This window comes from Olsenella uli, from assembly GCF_016900775.1.
Lineage (GTDB): Bacteria > Actinomycetota > Coriobacteriia > Coriobacteriales > Atopobiaceae > Thermophilibacter > Thermophilibacter uli_A.
In genome coordinates, this window is sequence record NZ_JACJKN010000001.1 from 1 (window position 1) to 15,871 (window position 15,871).

Annotated in this window: 22 protein-coding genes; all 22 read left to right on the forward strand. The window is 66.5% G+C overall.

Annotated elements, in window-relative coordinates; genetic code table 11:
- Positions 1-275: acetyl-CoA carboxylase biotin carboxyl carrier protein (gene accB / locus H6A23_RS00005; protein WP_204830166.1), on the forward strand; the 275-nt coding region annotated here is incomplete at its 5' end.
- A 60-nt stretch (positions 276-335) separates the two neighbouring features.
- Positions 336-749, forward strand: a complete 414-nt coding sequence (gene fabZ / locus H6A23_RS00010; RefSeq protein WP_204830167.1) for a 3-hydroxyacyl-ACP dehydratase FabZ — start codon at positions 336-338, stop codon at positions 747-749.
- A 109-nt stretch (positions 750-858) separates the two neighbouring features.
- Entirely contained in the window at positions 859-2,196 is a 1,338-nt protein-coding gene (gene accC / locus H6A23_RS00015) for an acetyl-CoA carboxylase biotin carboxylase subunit (RefSeq protein ID WP_204830168.1), read from the forward strand.
- Entirely contained in the window at positions 2,189-3,913 is a 1,725-nt protein-coding gene (gene accD / locus H6A23_RS00020; protein WP_204830169.1) for an acetyl-CoA carboxylase, carboxyltransferase subunit beta, read from the forward strand. Before accC ends, accD begins: the two co-directional genes overlap by 8 nt.
- Positions 3,898-4,722 (forward strand): DegV family protein, encoded by an 825-nt coding sequence (locus tag H6A23_RS00025; protein ID WP_204830170.1) that lies wholly within the window; start codon positions 3,898-3,900, stop codon positions 4,720-4,722. Before accD ends, H6A23_RS00025 begins: the two co-directional genes overlap by 16 nt.
- 510 nt (positions 4,723-5,232) lie before the next feature.
- The gene (gene rpsL / locus H6A23_RS00030) at positions 5,233-5,604 is read left to right on the forward strand and encodes a 30S ribosomal protein S12 (protein WP_075279247.1); all 372 of its coding nucleotides are present in this window, start codon (positions 5,233-5,235) and stop codon (positions 5,602-5,604) included.
- A 42-nt stretch (positions 5,605-5,646) separates the two neighbouring features.
- Positions 5,647-6,120, forward strand: a complete 474-nt coding sequence (gene rpsG, locus H6A23_RS00035; protein ID WP_204830171.1) for a 30S ribosomal protein S7 — start codon at positions 5,647-5,649, stop codon at positions 6,118-6,120.
- 21 nt (positions 6,121-6,141) lie between these two features.
- Positions 6,142-8,238, forward strand: a complete 2,097-nt coding sequence (gene fusA, locus H6A23_RS00040) for an elongation factor G (protein WP_204830172.1) — start codon at positions 6,142-6,144, stop codon at positions 8,236-8,238.
- Positions 8,239-8,277: 39 nt separating this feature from the next.
- Entirely contained in the window at positions 8,278-8,586 is a 309-nt protein-coding gene (gene rpsJ / locus H6A23_RS00045) for a 30S ribosomal protein S10 (RefSeq protein WP_072374151.1), read from the forward strand.
- Positions 8,587-8,781: 195 nt separating this feature from the next.
- On the forward strand, positions 8,782-9,387 hold the full coding sequence (gene thrH, locus H6A23_RS00050) for a bifunctional phosphoserine phosphatase/homoserine phosphotransferase ThrH (protein ID WP_204830173.1): 606 nt from the start codon (positions 8,782-8,784) through the stop codon (positions 9,385-9,387).
- A 229-nt stretch (positions 9,388-9,616) separates the two neighbouring features.
- Positions 9,617-10,225, forward strand: a complete 609-nt coding sequence (locus H6A23_RS00055) for a histidine phosphatase family protein (RefSeq protein WP_204830174.1) — start codon at positions 9,617-9,619, stop codon at positions 10,223-10,225.
- 311 nt (positions 10,226-10,536) lie between these two features.
- Entirely contained in the window at positions 10,537-11,157 is a 621-nt protein-coding gene (gene rplC, locus H6A23_RS00060) for a 50S ribosomal protein L3 (RefSeq protein ID WP_204830175.1), read from the forward strand.
- Positions 11,158-11,194: 37 nt separating this feature from the next.
- Positions 11,195-11,821 (forward strand): 50S ribosomal protein L4, encoded by a 627-nt coding sequence (rplD, locus tag H6A23_RS00065; protein ID WP_204830176.1) that lies wholly within the window; start codon positions 11,195-11,197, stop codon positions 11,819-11,821.
- Positions 11,821-12,120 (forward strand): 50S ribosomal protein L23, encoded by a 300-nt coding sequence (gene rplW / locus H6A23_RS00070; RefSeq protein WP_204830177.1) that lies wholly within the window; start codon positions 11,821-11,823, stop codon positions 12,118-12,120. Before rplD ends, rplW begins: the two co-directional genes overlap by 1 nt.
- A 139-nt stretch (positions 12,121-12,259) precedes the next feature.
- On the forward strand, positions 12,260-13,096 hold the full coding sequence (gene rplB, locus H6A23_RS00075) for a 50S ribosomal protein L2 (RefSeq protein WP_204830178.1): 837 nt from the start codon (positions 12,260-12,262) through the stop codon (positions 13,094-13,096).
- A gap of 30 nt (positions 13,097-13,126) precedes the next feature.
- Positions 13,127-13,387, forward strand: a complete 261-nt coding sequence (gene rpsS, locus H6A23_RS00080; protein WP_072374173.1) for a 30S ribosomal protein S19 — start codon at positions 13,127-13,129, stop codon at positions 13,385-13,387.
- Between the two features lie 16 nt (positions 13,388-13,403).
- Positions 13,404-13,766, forward strand: coding sequence for a 50S ribosomal protein L22 (gene rplV, locus H6A23_RS00085; RefSeq protein WP_204830179.1), 363 nt, complete (start codon positions 13,404-13,406; stop codon positions 13,764-13,766).
- 7 nt (positions 13,767-13,773) lie between these two features.
- Positions 13,774-14,484 (forward strand): 30S ribosomal protein S3, encoded by a 711-nt coding sequence (rpsC, locus tag H6A23_RS00090; protein ID WP_204830180.1) that lies wholly within the window; start codon positions 13,774-13,776, stop codon positions 14,482-14,484.
- Positions 14,484-14,909, forward strand: coding sequence for a 50S ribosomal protein L16 (gene rplP / locus H6A23_RS00095; protein ID WP_075279258.1), 426 nt, complete (start codon positions 14,484-14,486; stop codon positions 14,907-14,909). Before rpsC ends, rplP begins: the two co-directional genes overlap by 1 nt.
- A gap of 3 nt (positions 14,910-14,912) precedes the next feature.
- Entirely contained in the window at positions 14,913-15,128 is a 216-nt protein-coding gene (gene rpmC / locus H6A23_RS00100) for a 50S ribosomal protein L29 (protein ID WP_204830181.1), read from the forward strand.
- Positions 15,129-15,145: 17 nt separating this feature from the next.
- The gene (gene rpsQ / locus H6A23_RS00105; RefSeq protein ID WP_204830182.1) at positions 15,146-15,412 is read left to right on the forward strand and encodes a 30S ribosomal protein S17; all 267 of its coding nucleotides are present in this window, start codon (positions 15,146-15,148) and stop codon (positions 15,410-15,412) included.
- A 79-nt stretch (positions 15,413-15,491) separates the two neighbouring features.
- On the forward strand, positions 15,492-15,860 hold the full coding sequence (gene rplN / locus H6A23_RS00110) for a 50S ribosomal protein L14 (RefSeq protein WP_075279261.1): 369 nt from the start codon (positions 15,492-15,494) through the stop codon (positions 15,858-15,860).
- Positions 15,861-15,871 lie beyond the last annotated feature (11 nt).

The window sequence follows — 15,871 nt, forward strand, 5'->3', positions numbered from 1 at the left end:
AGATGTGTATAAGAGACAGCGCCCCGATGGATATGTCCCACACCACGGCCGTGCGCGCGCCGATGGTGGGCGTCTTCTACGCGGCCCCCTCGCCCGGGGCCGAGCCCTTCGTGCACGTGGGCTCCAAGGTCAAGAAGGGCGAGACCCTCTGCGTCATCGAGGCCATGAAGGTCATGAACGAGGTCACCGCCGAGGCCGACGGCGAGGTCGTGGACATCTGCGTGAAGGACGGCGACCTCGTCGAGTACGGCTGCTGCCTCATGAAGCTCTACTAGATGCCTAAAAGGGGCCCGGCCCCTTTTAGGCAAGTTTCGCGCGACAGGAACGGAGGGTGCATGAACAAGGAAGAGCTCAAGAACCTGCTTCCCCACCGCGAGCCGATGCTTTTGCTCGACGAGGCCGAGGTCGTGGACGGGGAGGCCCACGGCAAGATTACGATCACCGGCGAGGAGTTCTTCGTCCAGGGCCACTTCCCGGGCAACCCCATCGTCCCGGGCGTGATCCAGTGCGAGATGCTCGCGCAGAACTGCTGCGTCCTTCTCGCCGACGACCTTTCGGCCAAGGGCGCCACGCCCATGTACACGAGTCTCGACAAGGTGCGCTTCAAGCACCCCGTGCGCCCCGGCGATACGGTGGAGCTCACCTGCCGCATCACCAGGAGTCGCGGGCCCTTCCGCTTTGCCACGGGCGAGGCCCGCGTGAACGGCGAGCTCTGCTGCCAGGCGGAGATGTCCTTCGCGCTCATGTAACGACAGGCCGTGCAAAAGGGGGCAGTCACTTTTGCATGGTGCGGGGCATTTGAAGAGAGCGCCGCGCAAGAGCGACTGTCCCTTTTGCGCGGCGTGCCGGGAGGCGACGATGTTCGACAAGATTCTCATTGCGAACCGCGGGGAGATCGCGGTCCGCGTGATCAGGGCCTGCAAGGAGATGGGCGTCAAGACCGTCGCCGTGTACTCCACGGCCGATGCCGAGGCGCTGCACGTCGCCCTTGCCGACGAGGCCTACTGCATCGGCGGCCCGCGCCCCGCGGACAGCTACCTCAACGAGGACGCCATCCTCACGGTGGCCCTGCAGTCCGGCGCCAAGGCCATCCACCCCGGCTACGGGTTCTTCTCGGAGAACTCGCACTTCGCGCGCGAGTGCCAGAAGTGCGGCCTCGTGTTCATCGGGCCCGACCCGGACGTCATCGACCGCATGGGCGACAAGGACAACGCGCGGCGCACCGCCCGCGGGGCCGACGTGCCCATCGTCCCCGGCTGCGACCTGCTCAAGGACGCCGAGGAGGCCGAGCGCGAGGCCGCCCGGATCGGCTGTCCCGTGCTCATCAAGGCCCGCTCGGGCGGCGGCGGCCGCGGCATCCGCAAGGTCGAGGACCCCGCCGACGCCGGAAAGGCCTTCACCGAGGCCCACGCCGAGGCCGAGGCGGCCTTCGGCGACGGCGAGTGCTACATGGAGAAGTTCGTCTCGCCGGCGCACCACGTCGAGGTTCAGGTCCTGGCGGACGCCCACGGCAACGTGGTCTCCCTCGGCGAGCGCGAGTGCTCCGTCCAGCGCCGCAACCAGAAGCTCGTGGAGGAGAGCCCCGCGCCGTGCCTGGACGCCCACCCCGGCGTCCGCGAGCGCATGCACAAGGCGGCGCGCGACCTCACGGCGGCCGTGGGCTACGTGGGCGTGGGGACGATCGAGTTCCTCTTCGCCGACGACGGCAACTTCTACTTCATGGAGATGAACACGCGCCTGCAGGTCGAGCACCCCGTCACGGAGTTCGTGAGCGGCGTGGACCTCGTCAAGTGGCAGCTGCGCGTCGCCGCCGGCGCCGAGCTGCCCTTCTCGCAGGACGACATCTCCATCCAGGGCCACGCCATCGAGTGCCGCATCAACGCCGAGACCCCGGAGTTTCTCCCGTCCTGCGGCGACATCACCATGCTGCACGTCCCCGGCGGTCCGCAGGTGCGCTTTGACTCCGCGCTCTACGTGGGCGCGGTCGTGCCGCCGTACTACGACTCGCTGCTGGGCAAGCTCATCGTCTGCTCGTCCACGCGCGAGGAGGCCATCCGCAAGATGCGTTCCGCCCTCGGCGAGCTCGTGATCGAGGGGGTGGCCGAGAACAGCGAGCTGCACCTCGACATCCTCGCCAGCCCGGAGTTTGTCTCGGGGAACTACCACACCAACCTGATGGAGCACCTCTATGAGTAAGCGAGAGAAGAGCATCAACGCGCTCGAGGGGCCGATGACCGAGGTGTCGGCCGAGTTCCCCGAGCGCCACATCCTGGTCAAGTGCCCCGGCTGCCGCCGCGTGATCGACCAGGAGAAGCTCGTCGAGAACCTCGACGTGTGCCCGCGCTGCGGGCGTCACCTGCGCGTCTCCGGACGCAAGCGCATGCGCATGACCGTGGACGCGGGGAGCTTCCAGGAGTGGGACCGCGAGCTGGCCGCCACGGACTTCCTCGAGTTCCCGGGCTACGAGGAGAAGCTCGCCGACGCGCGCGAGAAGTCCCACGAGGCCGACGCCGTCGTGTGCGGCCGGGCGGAGATCGGCGGCTACGAGTGCGCGGTCTTCTTCATGAACGCCGAGTTCATGATGGGCTCGATGGGCTCGGTGGTGGGCGAGAAGATCTGCCGCACCTTCGAGCGCGCCACGGAGCTGGGGCTGCCCGTCGTGGGCTTCACCGTCTCCGGCGGCGCGCGCATGCAGGAGGGCACGACCTCGCTCATGCAGATGGCCAAGGTCTCTGCGGCCGTGCGCCGTCACTCCGAGGCGGGCCTGCTCTACCTGACCGTGCTCACCGACCCCACCACCGGCGGCGTCACCGCGAGCTTTGCCATGGAGGGCGATATCATCCTCGCCGAGCCCGGGGCGCTCGTGGCCTTTGCCGGTCCGCGCGTGATCGAGCAGACCACGCACAAGCGCCTGCCCGCGGGCTTCCAGCGCTCCGAGTTCCTGCTCGAGCACGGCTTCTGCGACCTCATCGTGGAGCGCAAGGACATGGTGGCCACCCTGACCGAGCTCCTCGCCCTGCACGAGGGGGAGGTGCCTGCCACCGGCTCCCCGCACACGCTCTCCCACGAGGAGCCTCGCGGCAAGCGCGGCGCGCGCCCCAAGCGCGTGGAGGAGCCGACCTGCGCCTACGACATCGTCAAACTCACCCGCTCGGCGGACCGCGCGACGGCGCTCGAGCTCCTGGAGCGCGGCCTCGACGGCTTCGTGGAGCTCCACGGCGACCGCCTCTATGCCGACGACGCCGCCGTCGTGGCCGGCATCGGCTGGAAGGGCGGCCGCGTGATGACGGTCGTCGCCATCGAGCGCGGCAACTCCACCAAGGAGCGCGTGCGCCGCAACTTTGGCATGGCGCACCCCGAGGGCTACCGCAAGGCGCTGCGCCTCATGCGCCAGGCCGAGAAGTTCGGCCGCCCCGTCGTCTGCCTCGTGGACACCTCTGGCGCCTACTGCGGCATCGGGGCCGAGGAGCGCGGCCAGGGCGAGGCCATCGCCACCAACCTCGTTGTCATGAGCGGGCTCAAGACGCCCATCGTGAGCGTCGTGGTGGGCGAGGGCGGAAGCGGCGGCGCGCTCGCGCTCGCCGTCGCCGACCGGGTGCTCATGCTCAGGAGCGCCGCGTACTCGGTGGTGAGCCCGGAGGGCTGCGCCTCGATCCTCTGGAAGGACCCCAAGCGGGCGGGCGACGCCGCGGAGGCCCTGCACATCACCGCGGAGGACCTCTCGGGCCTTGGGCTCGTGGACGGCGTCATCAACGACATCGGGCTCACCCACACCGAGATCGCCCACGACCTCGTGCGCGAGGTGGAGCTTGCCCTGGACGAGCTGGGCCAGCTCGAGGCCGGCCAGCTCGTGGGCCTTCGCTACGACAAGTTCCGCGCGATGGGAGGGGATAGGATATGCTCGCGCTCGTAACCGACTCCACCTGCGGCCTGACCCGCGTCGAGGCCGATGAGCTGGGCGTCACCGTGCTCCCCATGACCTACTCGGTCGACGGCGTGCGCTACTCTGAGGCGCCCGTCGGCGAGAACGGCGACTACGGCTCGCTGCTCTCCGCCGGCGCCCGCGTGGAGACCGAGGCCGTCCACCCGTCCGCCTTCGAGCGCGTCTTCCGCGAGCGGCTCGCCGCGGGAGACGACGTGCTCTGCGTCACCATCTCCTCGCGCCTGTCCGGGGCGTTTCGCAGCGCGGAGGAGGCCGCCTCGTCCGTCGACCCGGACGGCGGCCACGTGGCCGTGCTCGACTCCTGGAACACCGCGGGCGCGCTCGAGTTCCTCGTCCGCCGCGCGCACGCGATCGCGGCCGCGGGCGGATCGCTCGCCGACGCCGTGGCCGAGCTCGCCGAGGCCCGGCGCGGCACGCGCATCGTCTTCAGCGTGCCCGACATGGGGGCGCTCTTCAAGAGCGGCCGGCTCGGCGCCATCCGCCGCGCCGTGGCCACCAAGCTCAACCGCTATCCCGTCATGGAGCTTGCCGAGGGCGGCATCGAGAAGTACGGCGACGGCCGCGGCGCCCGCGGCATGGCCGCCGCGATGGTCCGCCGCGCGCCCGAGGGGAGCCGCGAGCTCGTGGTGTCCCACTTCGGGCCGCGCGGCGTCGAGGCGCGCGAGGTGTTTCTCGCCGCGCGCTCCCGCTTCCCCGAGGCCCGCGTGCGCGTGAAGGACGGCGGCCCGGTGCTCGCCAAGCACCTCGGCCTCGGCGCCGTGGGGCTTTCCTGGGCGTAGGTGCCTCCTGGGCTCGGCCGGCTGTTGCCTCGAGGCGTGCGCCGCGCCCTTCTCGCCCCGCCCTTTCGCCCCTGGCAAAACCCTCTGCCATTGGGTGGCGCCTTTGATGCCGGGTTCCCCGGCGCATCAAAGGTGCCACCCAATGCGTTGATGTGCGTGGTAGAAACAGCCCCGTTTGGGCGAGAAGAGCCCCCGCCCCGGGCCCCTGCATAAAATTCGTGCCCCAATGGCCCGCGGAACGTGGCAGAGGCGGCCATCCGTGATGACGGGAGAGCCGCAAACACCCAAAACTGCCCTTAACGTGGCGACCGGCGTGGCTGAGCCTTGCCCCCTGAGCGCCGCCTGCCGCGTGAACTCCCTGTGAAGAATGGATACGCCCGGGACCGTGGCGTTTTGACAACAGGAGTGCGTGCGCGTAATGTTCATCGTCGCGTCAATCCGGGGCAGAGGTGCTGCTCGGCCCTTGAATACGAGAAAAACGGCACGTCGATAGTATAGAAGGAGAGAGCTTTGCCTACTATCAACCAGCTGGTCCGCAAGGGCCGCATGAGCGTCAAGGCCAAGTCCAAGAACGCCGCCCTGCAGCACAACCCCCAGAAGCGCGGCGTCTGCACCCGCGTCTTCACCACCACCCCCAAGAAGCCGAACTCCGCCCTTCGTAAGGTCGCCCGTGTGCGCCTCGTGAACGGCATCGAGGTCACCGCCTACATCCCCGGCGAGGGCCACAACCTCCAGGAGCACTCGATCGTCCTCATCCGCGGCGGCCGCGTGCGTGACCTCCCCGGTGTCCGCTACAAGATCATCCGTGGCGCCTACGACTGCGCCGCCGTGCAGAACCGCCAGAAGGCGCGCTCCCGCTACGGCACCAAGCGCCCGAAGTAGTGAACAGCCGCACAATCGTCATCAGAACCGAGGAGATATAACATGCCGCGTCGTGCATCCAAGAACCACCGTCGCGAGGTCCAGCCGGACGCCGTGTACAACAACCGTCTCGTGACCCAGCTCATCAACAAGGTCCTTCTCGACGGCAAGAAGGCCACCGCCGAGCGCATCGTCTACGGTGCCTTTGACATCGTGGCGAGCAAGTCCGGCGAGGACGCCCTCTCCGTCTTCAAGAAGGCCATGGACAACATCCGCCCGACCCTCGAGGTCAAGCCCAAGCGCGTCGGCGGCGCCACCTACCAGGTGCCCATGGAGGTCAACTCCCGTCGTGCCACCACCCTCGCCATCCGCTGGATGGTCAACTTCTCCCGCGCCCGCAAGGAGAAGACCATGGCCGAGCGCCTTGCCAACGAGATCCTCGACGCCTCCAACGGCGTCGGCGCCTCTGTCAAGAAGCGCGAGGACCTCTTCAAGATGGCCGAGGCCAACCGCGCGTTCTCTCACTACCGCTTCTAAGCCGATCCGAGGGAGCTACTTATGGCAAAGGTTAAGTACAAGCTCGAGGACCTCCGTAACATCGGCATCATGGCGCACATCGATGCCGGCAAGACCACCACGACGGAGCGCATCCTCTACTACACGGGCAAGACCCACAAGATCGGCGAGGTCCACGACGGCGCCGCCACTATGGACTGGATGGTCCAGGAGCAGGAGCGCGGCGTGACCATCACCTCCGCGGCCACCACGTGCTTCTGGAAGGACCACGTCATCCAGATCATCGACACCCCGGGCCACGTGGACTTCACGTCCGAGGTCGAGCGCTGCCTGCGCGTCCTCGACGGTGCCGTGGCGGTCTTCGACGCCGTCGCCGGCGTCCAGCCGCAGTCCGAGACCGTCTGGCGTCAGGCCACCACGTACGGCGTCCCCCGCATCGCGTTCATCAACAAGTATGACCGCATCGGCGCCGACTTCTTCCACGCCATCGACACCATGAAGGACCGCCTGCACGCCAACGCCGTGGCGGCCCAGATCCCCATGGGCGCCGAGAACAACTTCTGGGGTCTCGTGGACCTGGTCACCATGACCGCCTGGGACTTCAAGGAGGACGCCAAGGGCATGATCTACCCCGAGCCCATGGACGCCATCCCCGATGAGTTCATGGACCTCGCCCAGGAGAAGCGCGAGGAGCTGCTTGACGCCGCCTCCAACTTCTCCGACGAGATCATGGAGCTCGTGCTTGAGGAGCAGGAGATTCCCGTCGACGACCTCAAGGCGGCTCTGCGCAAGGGCGTCATCGCCGGCGAGCTCAACCTCGTCTTCGTGGGCTCCGCCTACAAGAACAAGGGCATCCAGGAGCTCCTCGACGCCGTCGTGGACTACCTGCCGAGCCCGCTTGACGTGACCGAGATCGACGGCACCAACCTCAAGGGCGAGCCCGAGGTCCGTCACGCCGACCCCAAGGAGCCCTTCGCGGCCCTCGCGTTCAAGATCATGACCGACCCGTACGTCGGCAAGCTCACCTACATCCGCGTGTACTCCGGCCAGGCGGAGGCGGGCTCCTACGTCTACAACTCGGTCAAGGACAACCGCGAGCGTCTCGGCCGCATCCTCGAGATGAACGCCAACGAGCGCGTCGACCGCGACAACTGCTCCGCCGGTGACATCGTCGCCTGCGTCGGCCTCAAGAACACCACCACGGGCGAGACCCTCTGCGACGAGAAGCACCCCATCATCCTCGAGTCCATCGAATTCGCGACCCCGGTCATCTCCGTCGCCGTCGAGCCCAAGACCAAGGCCGAGCAGGACAAGATGTCCGTGGGTCTGGCCAAGCTCGCCGAGGAGGACCCCACGTTCCAGGTCCACACCGACCACGAGACCGGCCAGACCATCATCTCCGGCATGGGCGAGCTGCACCTCGAGATCATCGTCGACCGCCTGCGCCGCGAGTTCAAGGTTGACGCCAACGTCGGCAAGCCGCAGGTCGCCTACCGTGAGACCGCCGGCAAGGCCGTTACGCACGTCGAGGGCAAGTTCGTCCGCCAGTCCGGCGGCCGCGGCCAGTACGGCCACGCCGTCATCGACATGGAGCCCAACGAGCCGGGCAAGGGCTACGAGTTCGAGAACGCCATCGTCGGTGGCGTCATCCCGAAGGAGTACATCCCGTCCGTCGACAAGGGCATCCAGGAGGCGCTCGAGAGCGGCGTCATCGCCGGCTACCCGGTCGTCGATATTAAGGTCAAGCTCGTCGACGGCTCCTACCACGAGGTCGACTCCTCCGAGGCCGCCTTCAAGATCGCTGGCTCCATGGCCATCAAGGAGGCCCTGCGCAAGTCCAGCCCGGTCCTTCTCGAGCCCGTCGAGCAGGTCGAGGTCGAGACGCCCGAGCAGTACATGGGCGACGTCATGGGCAACCTCTCCAGCCGTCGTGGCAAGATCGAGGGCATGGAGGACCGTCGCGACACCAAGGTCATCCGCGCCAAGGTGCCCCTGGGCGAGATGTTCGGCTACGCCACGGACCTTCGCTCCCAGACGCAGGGCCGCGCGAGCTACACCATGCAGTTCGACTCGTACGAGCCCGTGCCGAAGGCCGTCCGTGACGAGATCGTCGCCAAGAACGGCGGCAACGCTTCCTAGTTAACGACCACCGAGCCCTAGCTCATTGGAGGTACCACAGTGTCAAGCCAGAAGATCAGGATTCGCCTCAAGGGCTACGACCACGAGGTCGTTGATCAGTCCGCGAAGCTCATCGTCGACACCGCCCAGAAGACCGGTGCCCGCGTGTCCGGCCCCATCCCCCTGCCCACCGAGCGCAACCTCTACACGGTCATCCGCTCGCCGCACAAGGACAAGGACTCCCGCGAGCAGTTCGAGATGCGCACTCACAAGCGCCTCATCGACATCCTCGACCCCTCGCCCTCGACGGTCGACTCGCTCATGCGCCTCGACCTTCCCGCCGGCGTTGACATCGAGATCAAGCTCTAAGGCTGTAAGCTCTTAGCAGTGGGGAGGCCCCGGCCTTGCAAGCGGAAGTGCACTTCGTGAAACTTCCGCTTAGCAAGGCCGGGGCCTCTGCTGTCGGTGCAACAGGCCCAACCGTCGGGTTGGGCCTGTTGCCAACCTGTAATGTGGGGAAGCTACTATGGCGAGAAGGACGGTTGCTCTGAGAGGGGACTCGCCATGAACATCGTGTGCCTTGACCTTGAGGGTGTGCTCGTGCCGGAGATCTGGATCGCGTTTGCGGAGGAGTCCGGCATCCCGGAGCTGAGGCGCACCACGCGGGACGAGCCTGACTACGACAAGCTCATGGCCTTCCGCATTGAGACGCTGCATGAGCACGGCCTGGGGCTGCCGCAGATCCAGGCCGTGATTTCGCGCATTGACCCGCTGCCCGGGGCGCGCGCGTTTCTCGACGCGCTGCGCGAGCGCACGCAGGCCGTGATTCTCTCCGACACGTTCGAGGAGTTTGCGCGCCCGCTCATGGCAAAGCTTGGCTGGCCCACGCTGCTCTGCAACTCGCTCGAGGTGTCTTCCGAGGGCGAGATTCTCCGCCATCGCATGCGCTGCGAGAACTCCAAGCTCACCACCGTGCGTGCGCTGCAGTCCTGCGGCTACGACACCATTGCCGCGGGCGACTCCTTCAATGACCTTGCCATGATTCGCGCGAGCAAGGCGGGCTTCCTTTTCCGCAGCACCCCAGCCATCCAGAAGGCCAACCCTGACCTCCCCGCGTATGAGACCTACGAGGAACTGCTCGCTGGGATCGCCGCGGTTTTGGAGGGGTAGCTGGGCCATCTCAGGCTGCCCGCATGGCTTAGGTGACGTTTCTAGGTGTTTTTTGAGCGAGGGCTTGACTAGGTTAAACACTCCGTGCGATAGACTCGCAGGTAAATGGAGTGACACGAAGAGGGTTACCTCGTGACTCCGTCAAATAACACCTAGAAACGGAATGTAGTTGGGGCTAATGCCGCACATGGCGCGCCGGGGTATCATATGCCCGATGAAAGGGGGCAAGATGCCGACGCTCTATATCCTTCGGCATGGCCAGACCGAGTTCAACCTTCAGCATCGGGTCCAGGGTCACTGTGACTCGCCGCTCACGCCGCTCGGCGTGGAGCAGGCGCACGCGGCGGCGCGCTGGATTGCTGATCAGGGGGTGCACTTCGATCGCATGTGCACATCGCCGCTCGGGCGGGCCGTCGCGACCCTTGAGGTTGTCCGAGAGGAGCTCAGGGTGCGCGGCGAGCGGGACCTCCCTCCCGTCGAACCGGTGGACGCCCTTATGGAGCGGAGCTACGGCCCCTTCGAGGGAGGTCCTGCCGCCGATGTGCCGGCGGAGCTGTGGGACCCCGGCGAGGCGCTTGTGCCCTTCGGCGGGGAGGGGAGCGCCGCGCTTCGCCGGCGCATCGTCGCCGCGATGACCGAGGTTGTGGATGCCCTGGGGGTACAGACGGCGCTCGCCGTCTGCCATGGCTCGGCCACGCTGCAGTTCAAGAAGGCGTGGGAGCAGCTCGCGCGCTGCCCGCAGGACGTGCCGCTCGGAAACTGCTGCGTGCTCGTCTACGAGTTCGACCGCGCTTCCGGGCAGTTTATCTGCGAGCAAATCGTGAACCAGTCCCTCTGATCGGATGACGGACCTGACAAGGGTGACGGGGGAGTTTGTCATGAAGCCATTCGTGACAAACCCCCCGTCACCCTTGTCAGGTCATGGGATGGATACGCCCGGAGGCGCGGAAACTCGAGCCGCAGGTCAGGGCCTACAAAACTTTTGCGGAGACATTGTGAATTCAGGTAGGCGCGTGTAGACTAGACAGGCTGCGCTAATGGGGAGAACTATGCGTCAAGCCAGGACGCAGCAGATACAGGACGTGGTCCGCTGGGGAGGGGCAAAGGGTGCCCCACAGGTCCCATGACCACCGAAGGTTAGGAAAGAGCATGGTCAGCACGATCCTTGGCCGCAAGCTTGGGATGACGCAGATCTGGGACGAGAACGACAACGTCGTGCCCGTCACCGTCATCCAGGCTGGCCCCTGCACCGTCTCGCAGGTCAAGACGAAGGCGACCGACGGCTACGACGCCGTCCAGATCGGCTTCGGAGACATCTCCGCCAAGCACGTCAACAAGCCCATGGCCGGCCACTTCAAGGCCGCCGGCGTCGAGCCGATGCGCTACCTGCGCGAGGTTCGCGTTGAGAACGGCGAGGAGCACAAGACGGGCGACGTCGTCACCGTCGCCGACTTCGCCGACGTCAAGGCCGTCGACGTCATCGGCACCTCCAAGGGCAAGGGCTTCCAGGGCACCATCAAGCGCTGGAACTTCTCCCGCGGCCCCATGACCCACGGCTCCCGCAACCAGCGCCGTCCGGGCTCCATCGGCCAGTGCGCCTACCCCGCGCGCGTCCGCAAGGGCCTGCACATGTACGGCCACATGGGCGACGAGCGCGTGACGGTCAAGAACCTCAAGCTCGTCCGCGTTGACGCCGAGCAGAACCTCATGCTCGTCAAGGGCGCTGTCCCCGGCGGCAAGAACGCCCTCGTCCAGGTCCGCATGGCCTAAGTGCCAGGAAATCTCTTAGGCTAACAAGGAGGACAGAATGTCCAAGTACGCTATCAAGAACGCTGAGGGGGCTCAGGTCGCCGAGGCCGAGCTCGCCGACGGCGTCTTCGGCATCGAGCCGAACATCCCCGTCATCCACCAGGTCGTGGTGTGCCAGGCCTCCTGCGCCCGTCAGGGCACCCACGCCGTGAAGAACCGCCACGAGGTCTCCGGCGGCGGCGCCAAGCCCTACCGCCAGAAGGGCACCGGCCGCGCCCGCCAGGGCTCCACGCGCGCCGCGCAGTGGACCGGCGGCGGCGTCGTCTTCGGCCCCACCCCGCGCACCCACAACAAGCGCATCAACAGCAAGATGGTCAAGCTCGCCATGCGCTCCGTGCTCTCCGGCAAGGTCGCCGACAACGAGCTCGTCCTCGTCGATGCCCTCTCCTTTGAGAAGCCGTCCACGAAGCAGGCCAAGGCGCTTCTCGCCGGCCTCGGCATCGAGGGCAAGCGCGTGACCGTGGTCGTCTCCGACGACGACGTCAACACCTACCTCTCGTTCCGCAACCTCGAGAAGGTCAACGTCATCGGCATGTCCGAGGCCACGACCCGCAACCTCATCGACAACGGCGCCCTCGTCATGACCGCCGACATCGCCAAGTACTTCGAGGAGGTGCTCGCATAATGAACTCCGCCTACGACGTGATCATCCGCCCGATCGTCTCCGAGCGTTCCTTTGACCTCATGGAGCAGGGCAAGTACACCTTCGAGGTGGCCAAGGCCGCTCCCAAGGAGGAAATCGCCGCCGCCATCGAGAAGCTCTTCGACGTTCACGTGGTGAAGGTCAACACCATGAACGTCTCCGGCAAGAAGAAGCGCGTCCGCTACCAGACCCCTGGCACCACGCGCTCCTGGAAGAAGGCCGTCGTGACCCTCGCCGCTGGCGAGACGATCGAGATCTTCGGCCAGCAGTCCGCCGAGTAGGTCAGCACCTCGCCCGCGCCCCCAGAAGGGGGCCGGGCTTTTGTGCCGCGCGTGATGGATACGCGCGGAACCGTGGTAATCCGGTGTCGCCCGCCAATCCCTGAGCGGTCGGCCAACGGAAGAAGAAGGGAAAGAGTCAATGGCAGTCAAGCACCTCAAGCCCACGAGCGCGGGCCGTCGCTTCCAGACGGTCTCGGACTTCTCCGAGATCACCCGCAGCACGCCCGAGAAGTCGCTTCTCGAGCCCCTGCCCAAGAAGGCGGGCCGCAACAACAACGGCCGCATCACCACCCGTCACCAGGGCGGCGGACACAAGCGCCAGTACCGCAAGATCGACTTCAAGCGCGTGAAGGACGACGTCCCGGCCAAGGTCGCCACCATCGAGTACGACCCCAACCGCTCCGCCCGCATCGCGCTGCTCCACTACGTTGACGGCGCCAAGGCCTACATCCTGTGCCCCGAGGGCCTGCACGTGGGCGACACCGTCCTGTCCGGCACCAAGGACGTGGACATCAAGCCCGGCAACTGCATGCCGCTCTCCGAGATCCCCGTCGGCACCCTCGTGCACGCCGTCGAGTTCCAGCCCGGCAAGGGCGCCGCGATGGCCCGCGCCGCCGGCACCTCCGTCCAGCTCATGGGCAAGGACAACGGCTACGCCGTCCTGCGCATGCCCTCCTCCGAGCTTCGCCGCGTGCTGCTCACCTGCCGCGCCACCATCGGTGAGGTCGGCAACGCCGAGCACTCCAACATCGTCGTCGGCAAGGCCGGCCGCAGCCGCTGGGCCGGCGTCCGCCCGACCGTCCGTGGTACCGTCATGAACCCGGTCGACCACCCGCACGGCGGCGGCGAGGGCAAGAACCACACCTCCGGCCGTCCGTCCGTGACGCCGTGGGGCAAGCCGACGAAGGGTTACAAGACGCGCGACCCGAAGAAGGCCTCCAACCGCCTGATCATCCGTCGCCGCAAGTCCAAGTAGTCGCAACACGAGTAGTAGGAGATAGAAAGCATGAGCAGAAGTCTCAAGAAGGGCCCGTTCGTGGAGACTCGCCTCCTCGCGCGTGTCGCCGCTCAGAACGAGGCCGGCACCAAGGAGGTCATCAAGACCTGGTCGCGCTCCTCGACCATCTTCCCCGAGATGGTCGGCCACACGATCGCCGTCCACGACGGTCGCAAGCACGTGCCCGTGTACGTCACCGAGTCCATGGTCGGGCACAAGCTGGGCGAGTTCGCCCCCACCCGCACCTTCCGTGGTCACAAGGAAAAGTAGGGGGTAGGGAAAGAACATGCCTCAGAACACCAACACCAACGAGGTCCGCGCGACGGCCAAGTACGTCCGCGTCGCCCCGCGCAAGGCTCGCGCCGTCGTCTCGCTGATCCGCGAGCTCCCCGTCGAGAAGGCCCTCGAGGTCCTGCAGTTCTCGACCCGCGCTGCTGCCGTGGACGTGGCCAAGGTCCTGCGCTCCGCGATCGCCAACGCCGAGAACAACAACGGCCTGCGCGGCGACAGCCTCTACGTGAAGCTCGCCTACGTCGACGAGGGCCCCACGCTCAAGCGCATCCGCCCGCGCGCCAAGGGCTCCGCGTCGCGCATCAACAAGCGCATGAGCCACATCACCGTCGTCGTCGCTCCTCGAAAGGAGGCGTAGGGAAAGCATGGGTCACAAGGTTCAGCCGACTGGCTTCCGTCTCGGCATCACCGAGGAGTGGCGTTCCCGCTGGTACGCCGATAAGAACTACGCCGAGAACCTCGGCAACGATCTCGCCATCCGCGCCTACCTCGAGAAGCGCCTCGCCAAGGCCGCCCTCTCCCGCGTCGACATCGAGCGCGCCGGCGACAAGGTCAAGGTCACGATCTACACCGCCCGCCCGGGCATCGTGATCGGCAAGAAGGGCGCCGACATCGACGTCCTGCGCTCCGACCTCGAGAAGGTCGCGGGCGTCTCCAAGGGCATGGTCGCCGTGGACGTCATCGAGGTCAAGCGCCCCGAGCTCGACGCCAACCTCGTCGCCCAGTCCATCGCCGAGCAGCTCGAGGGCCGCGTCGCCTTCCGTCGCGCCATGCGCAAGGCCGTCCAGTCCGCCCGCAAGGCCGGCGCCAAGGGCATCCGCATCCAGTGCTCCGGCCGCCTCAACGGCGCCGAGATGGGCCGTCGCGAGTGGTACCGCGAGGGTCGCGTGCCCCTGCACACCCTGCGCGCCGTGATCGACTACGGCCAGTCCACCGCTCGCACCACCATGGGCGCCTGCGGTATCAAGGTTTGGATCTACTTCGGCGAGAAGCTCCCCGGCCAGGCCACGCCTCGCCCGGCGCTCGAGGGCTCCAGCCGTCCTCGCCGCGGTCGCAATGAGAGGAGGGGCCGTTAATGCTCGCACCTAAGCGCGTTCTTCACCGCAAGGTCCAGCGTGGCTCCATGAAGGGTCACGCCAAGGGCAACACCCAGCTGCACTTTGGTTCCTACGGCATCCAGGCCCTCGAGGCCCACTGGATCACCAACCGTCAGATCGAGGCCTGCCGTGTCGCCATGACCCGCTACATGAAGCGTGGCGGCAAGGTCTGGATCACGATCTTCCCGGACAAGCCCATCACCAAGAAGCCCGCCGAGACCCGCATGGGCTCGGGCAAGGGCAACCCCGAGGAGTGGGTGGCCGTCGTCAAGCCGGGCCGCATCATGTTTGAGATTGATGGCGTGTCCGACGAGGTGGCTCGCGAGGCTCTCCGTCTGGCCCAGCACAAGCTGCCGATCAAGACCAAGATCGTCGCCCGCACCGACCAGGACGGGGAGGAATAGGCAATGAAGTACACCGAGATCAAGGCCATGAGCGACGACGAGCTCGCCAAGAAGCTGGAGGAGGGCCGCGCTGAGCTCTTCAACCTCCGCTTCCAGATGGCCACGAGCCAGCTTGACAACACGGCTCGCGTCAAGACCGTGAAGAAGGACATCGCGCGCGTTCTCACCGAGCAGCGCGCCCGCCAGATCGCGGCTGAGCAGTCCGCCGCGCAGAACTAGATCGCAGGAGAATGACTATGGCTGAGACCGAGAAGAGGAACGCGCGCAAGGTCGTCACCGGGACGGTCGTCTCCATCTCTGGCGACAAGTCCATCACGGTGAAGATCGACTACCGCAAGCGTCACCCCAAGTACGGCAAGATGATGACCATCTCCAAGAAGCTCCACGCTCACGACGAGAAGAACGAGTGCGGCATCGGCGATACCGTCACCGTCATGGAGACTCGTCCGCTGTCCAAGACCAAGCGTTGGCGTCTCGTGGAGATCGTCGAGCGCGCCAAGTAAGTATCAGTGACGAGCCCTGCCCACGTGCGTCGCACGAAAGGACGCACCTCTGGGTGGGCACACGTTCGGAGGAACACCAATGATTCAGATGGAGACCATGCTCAACGTCGCTGACAACAGCGGCGCTCGACGCGTGAAGTGCGTCAAGGTCCTCGGTGGCTCCAAGCGTCGCTACGCCGGCCTGGCCGACGTCATCATCGGCGCCGTGCAGGAGGCTACCCCGGGCGGTTCCGTGAAGAAGGGCGACATCGTCCGCTGCGTCATCGTGCGCACGGTCAAGGAGACCCGTCGCAAGGACGGCAGCTACATCCGCTTTGACCAGAACGCCTGCGTCCTGGTCAACAAGGATGGCGAGCCCAAGGGCACCCGTATCTTCGGGCCCGTCGCCCGCGAGCTGCGCGACCACAAGTACATGAAGATCGTCTCGCTCGCGCCTGAGACGCTCTAGGGAGTGAGGAC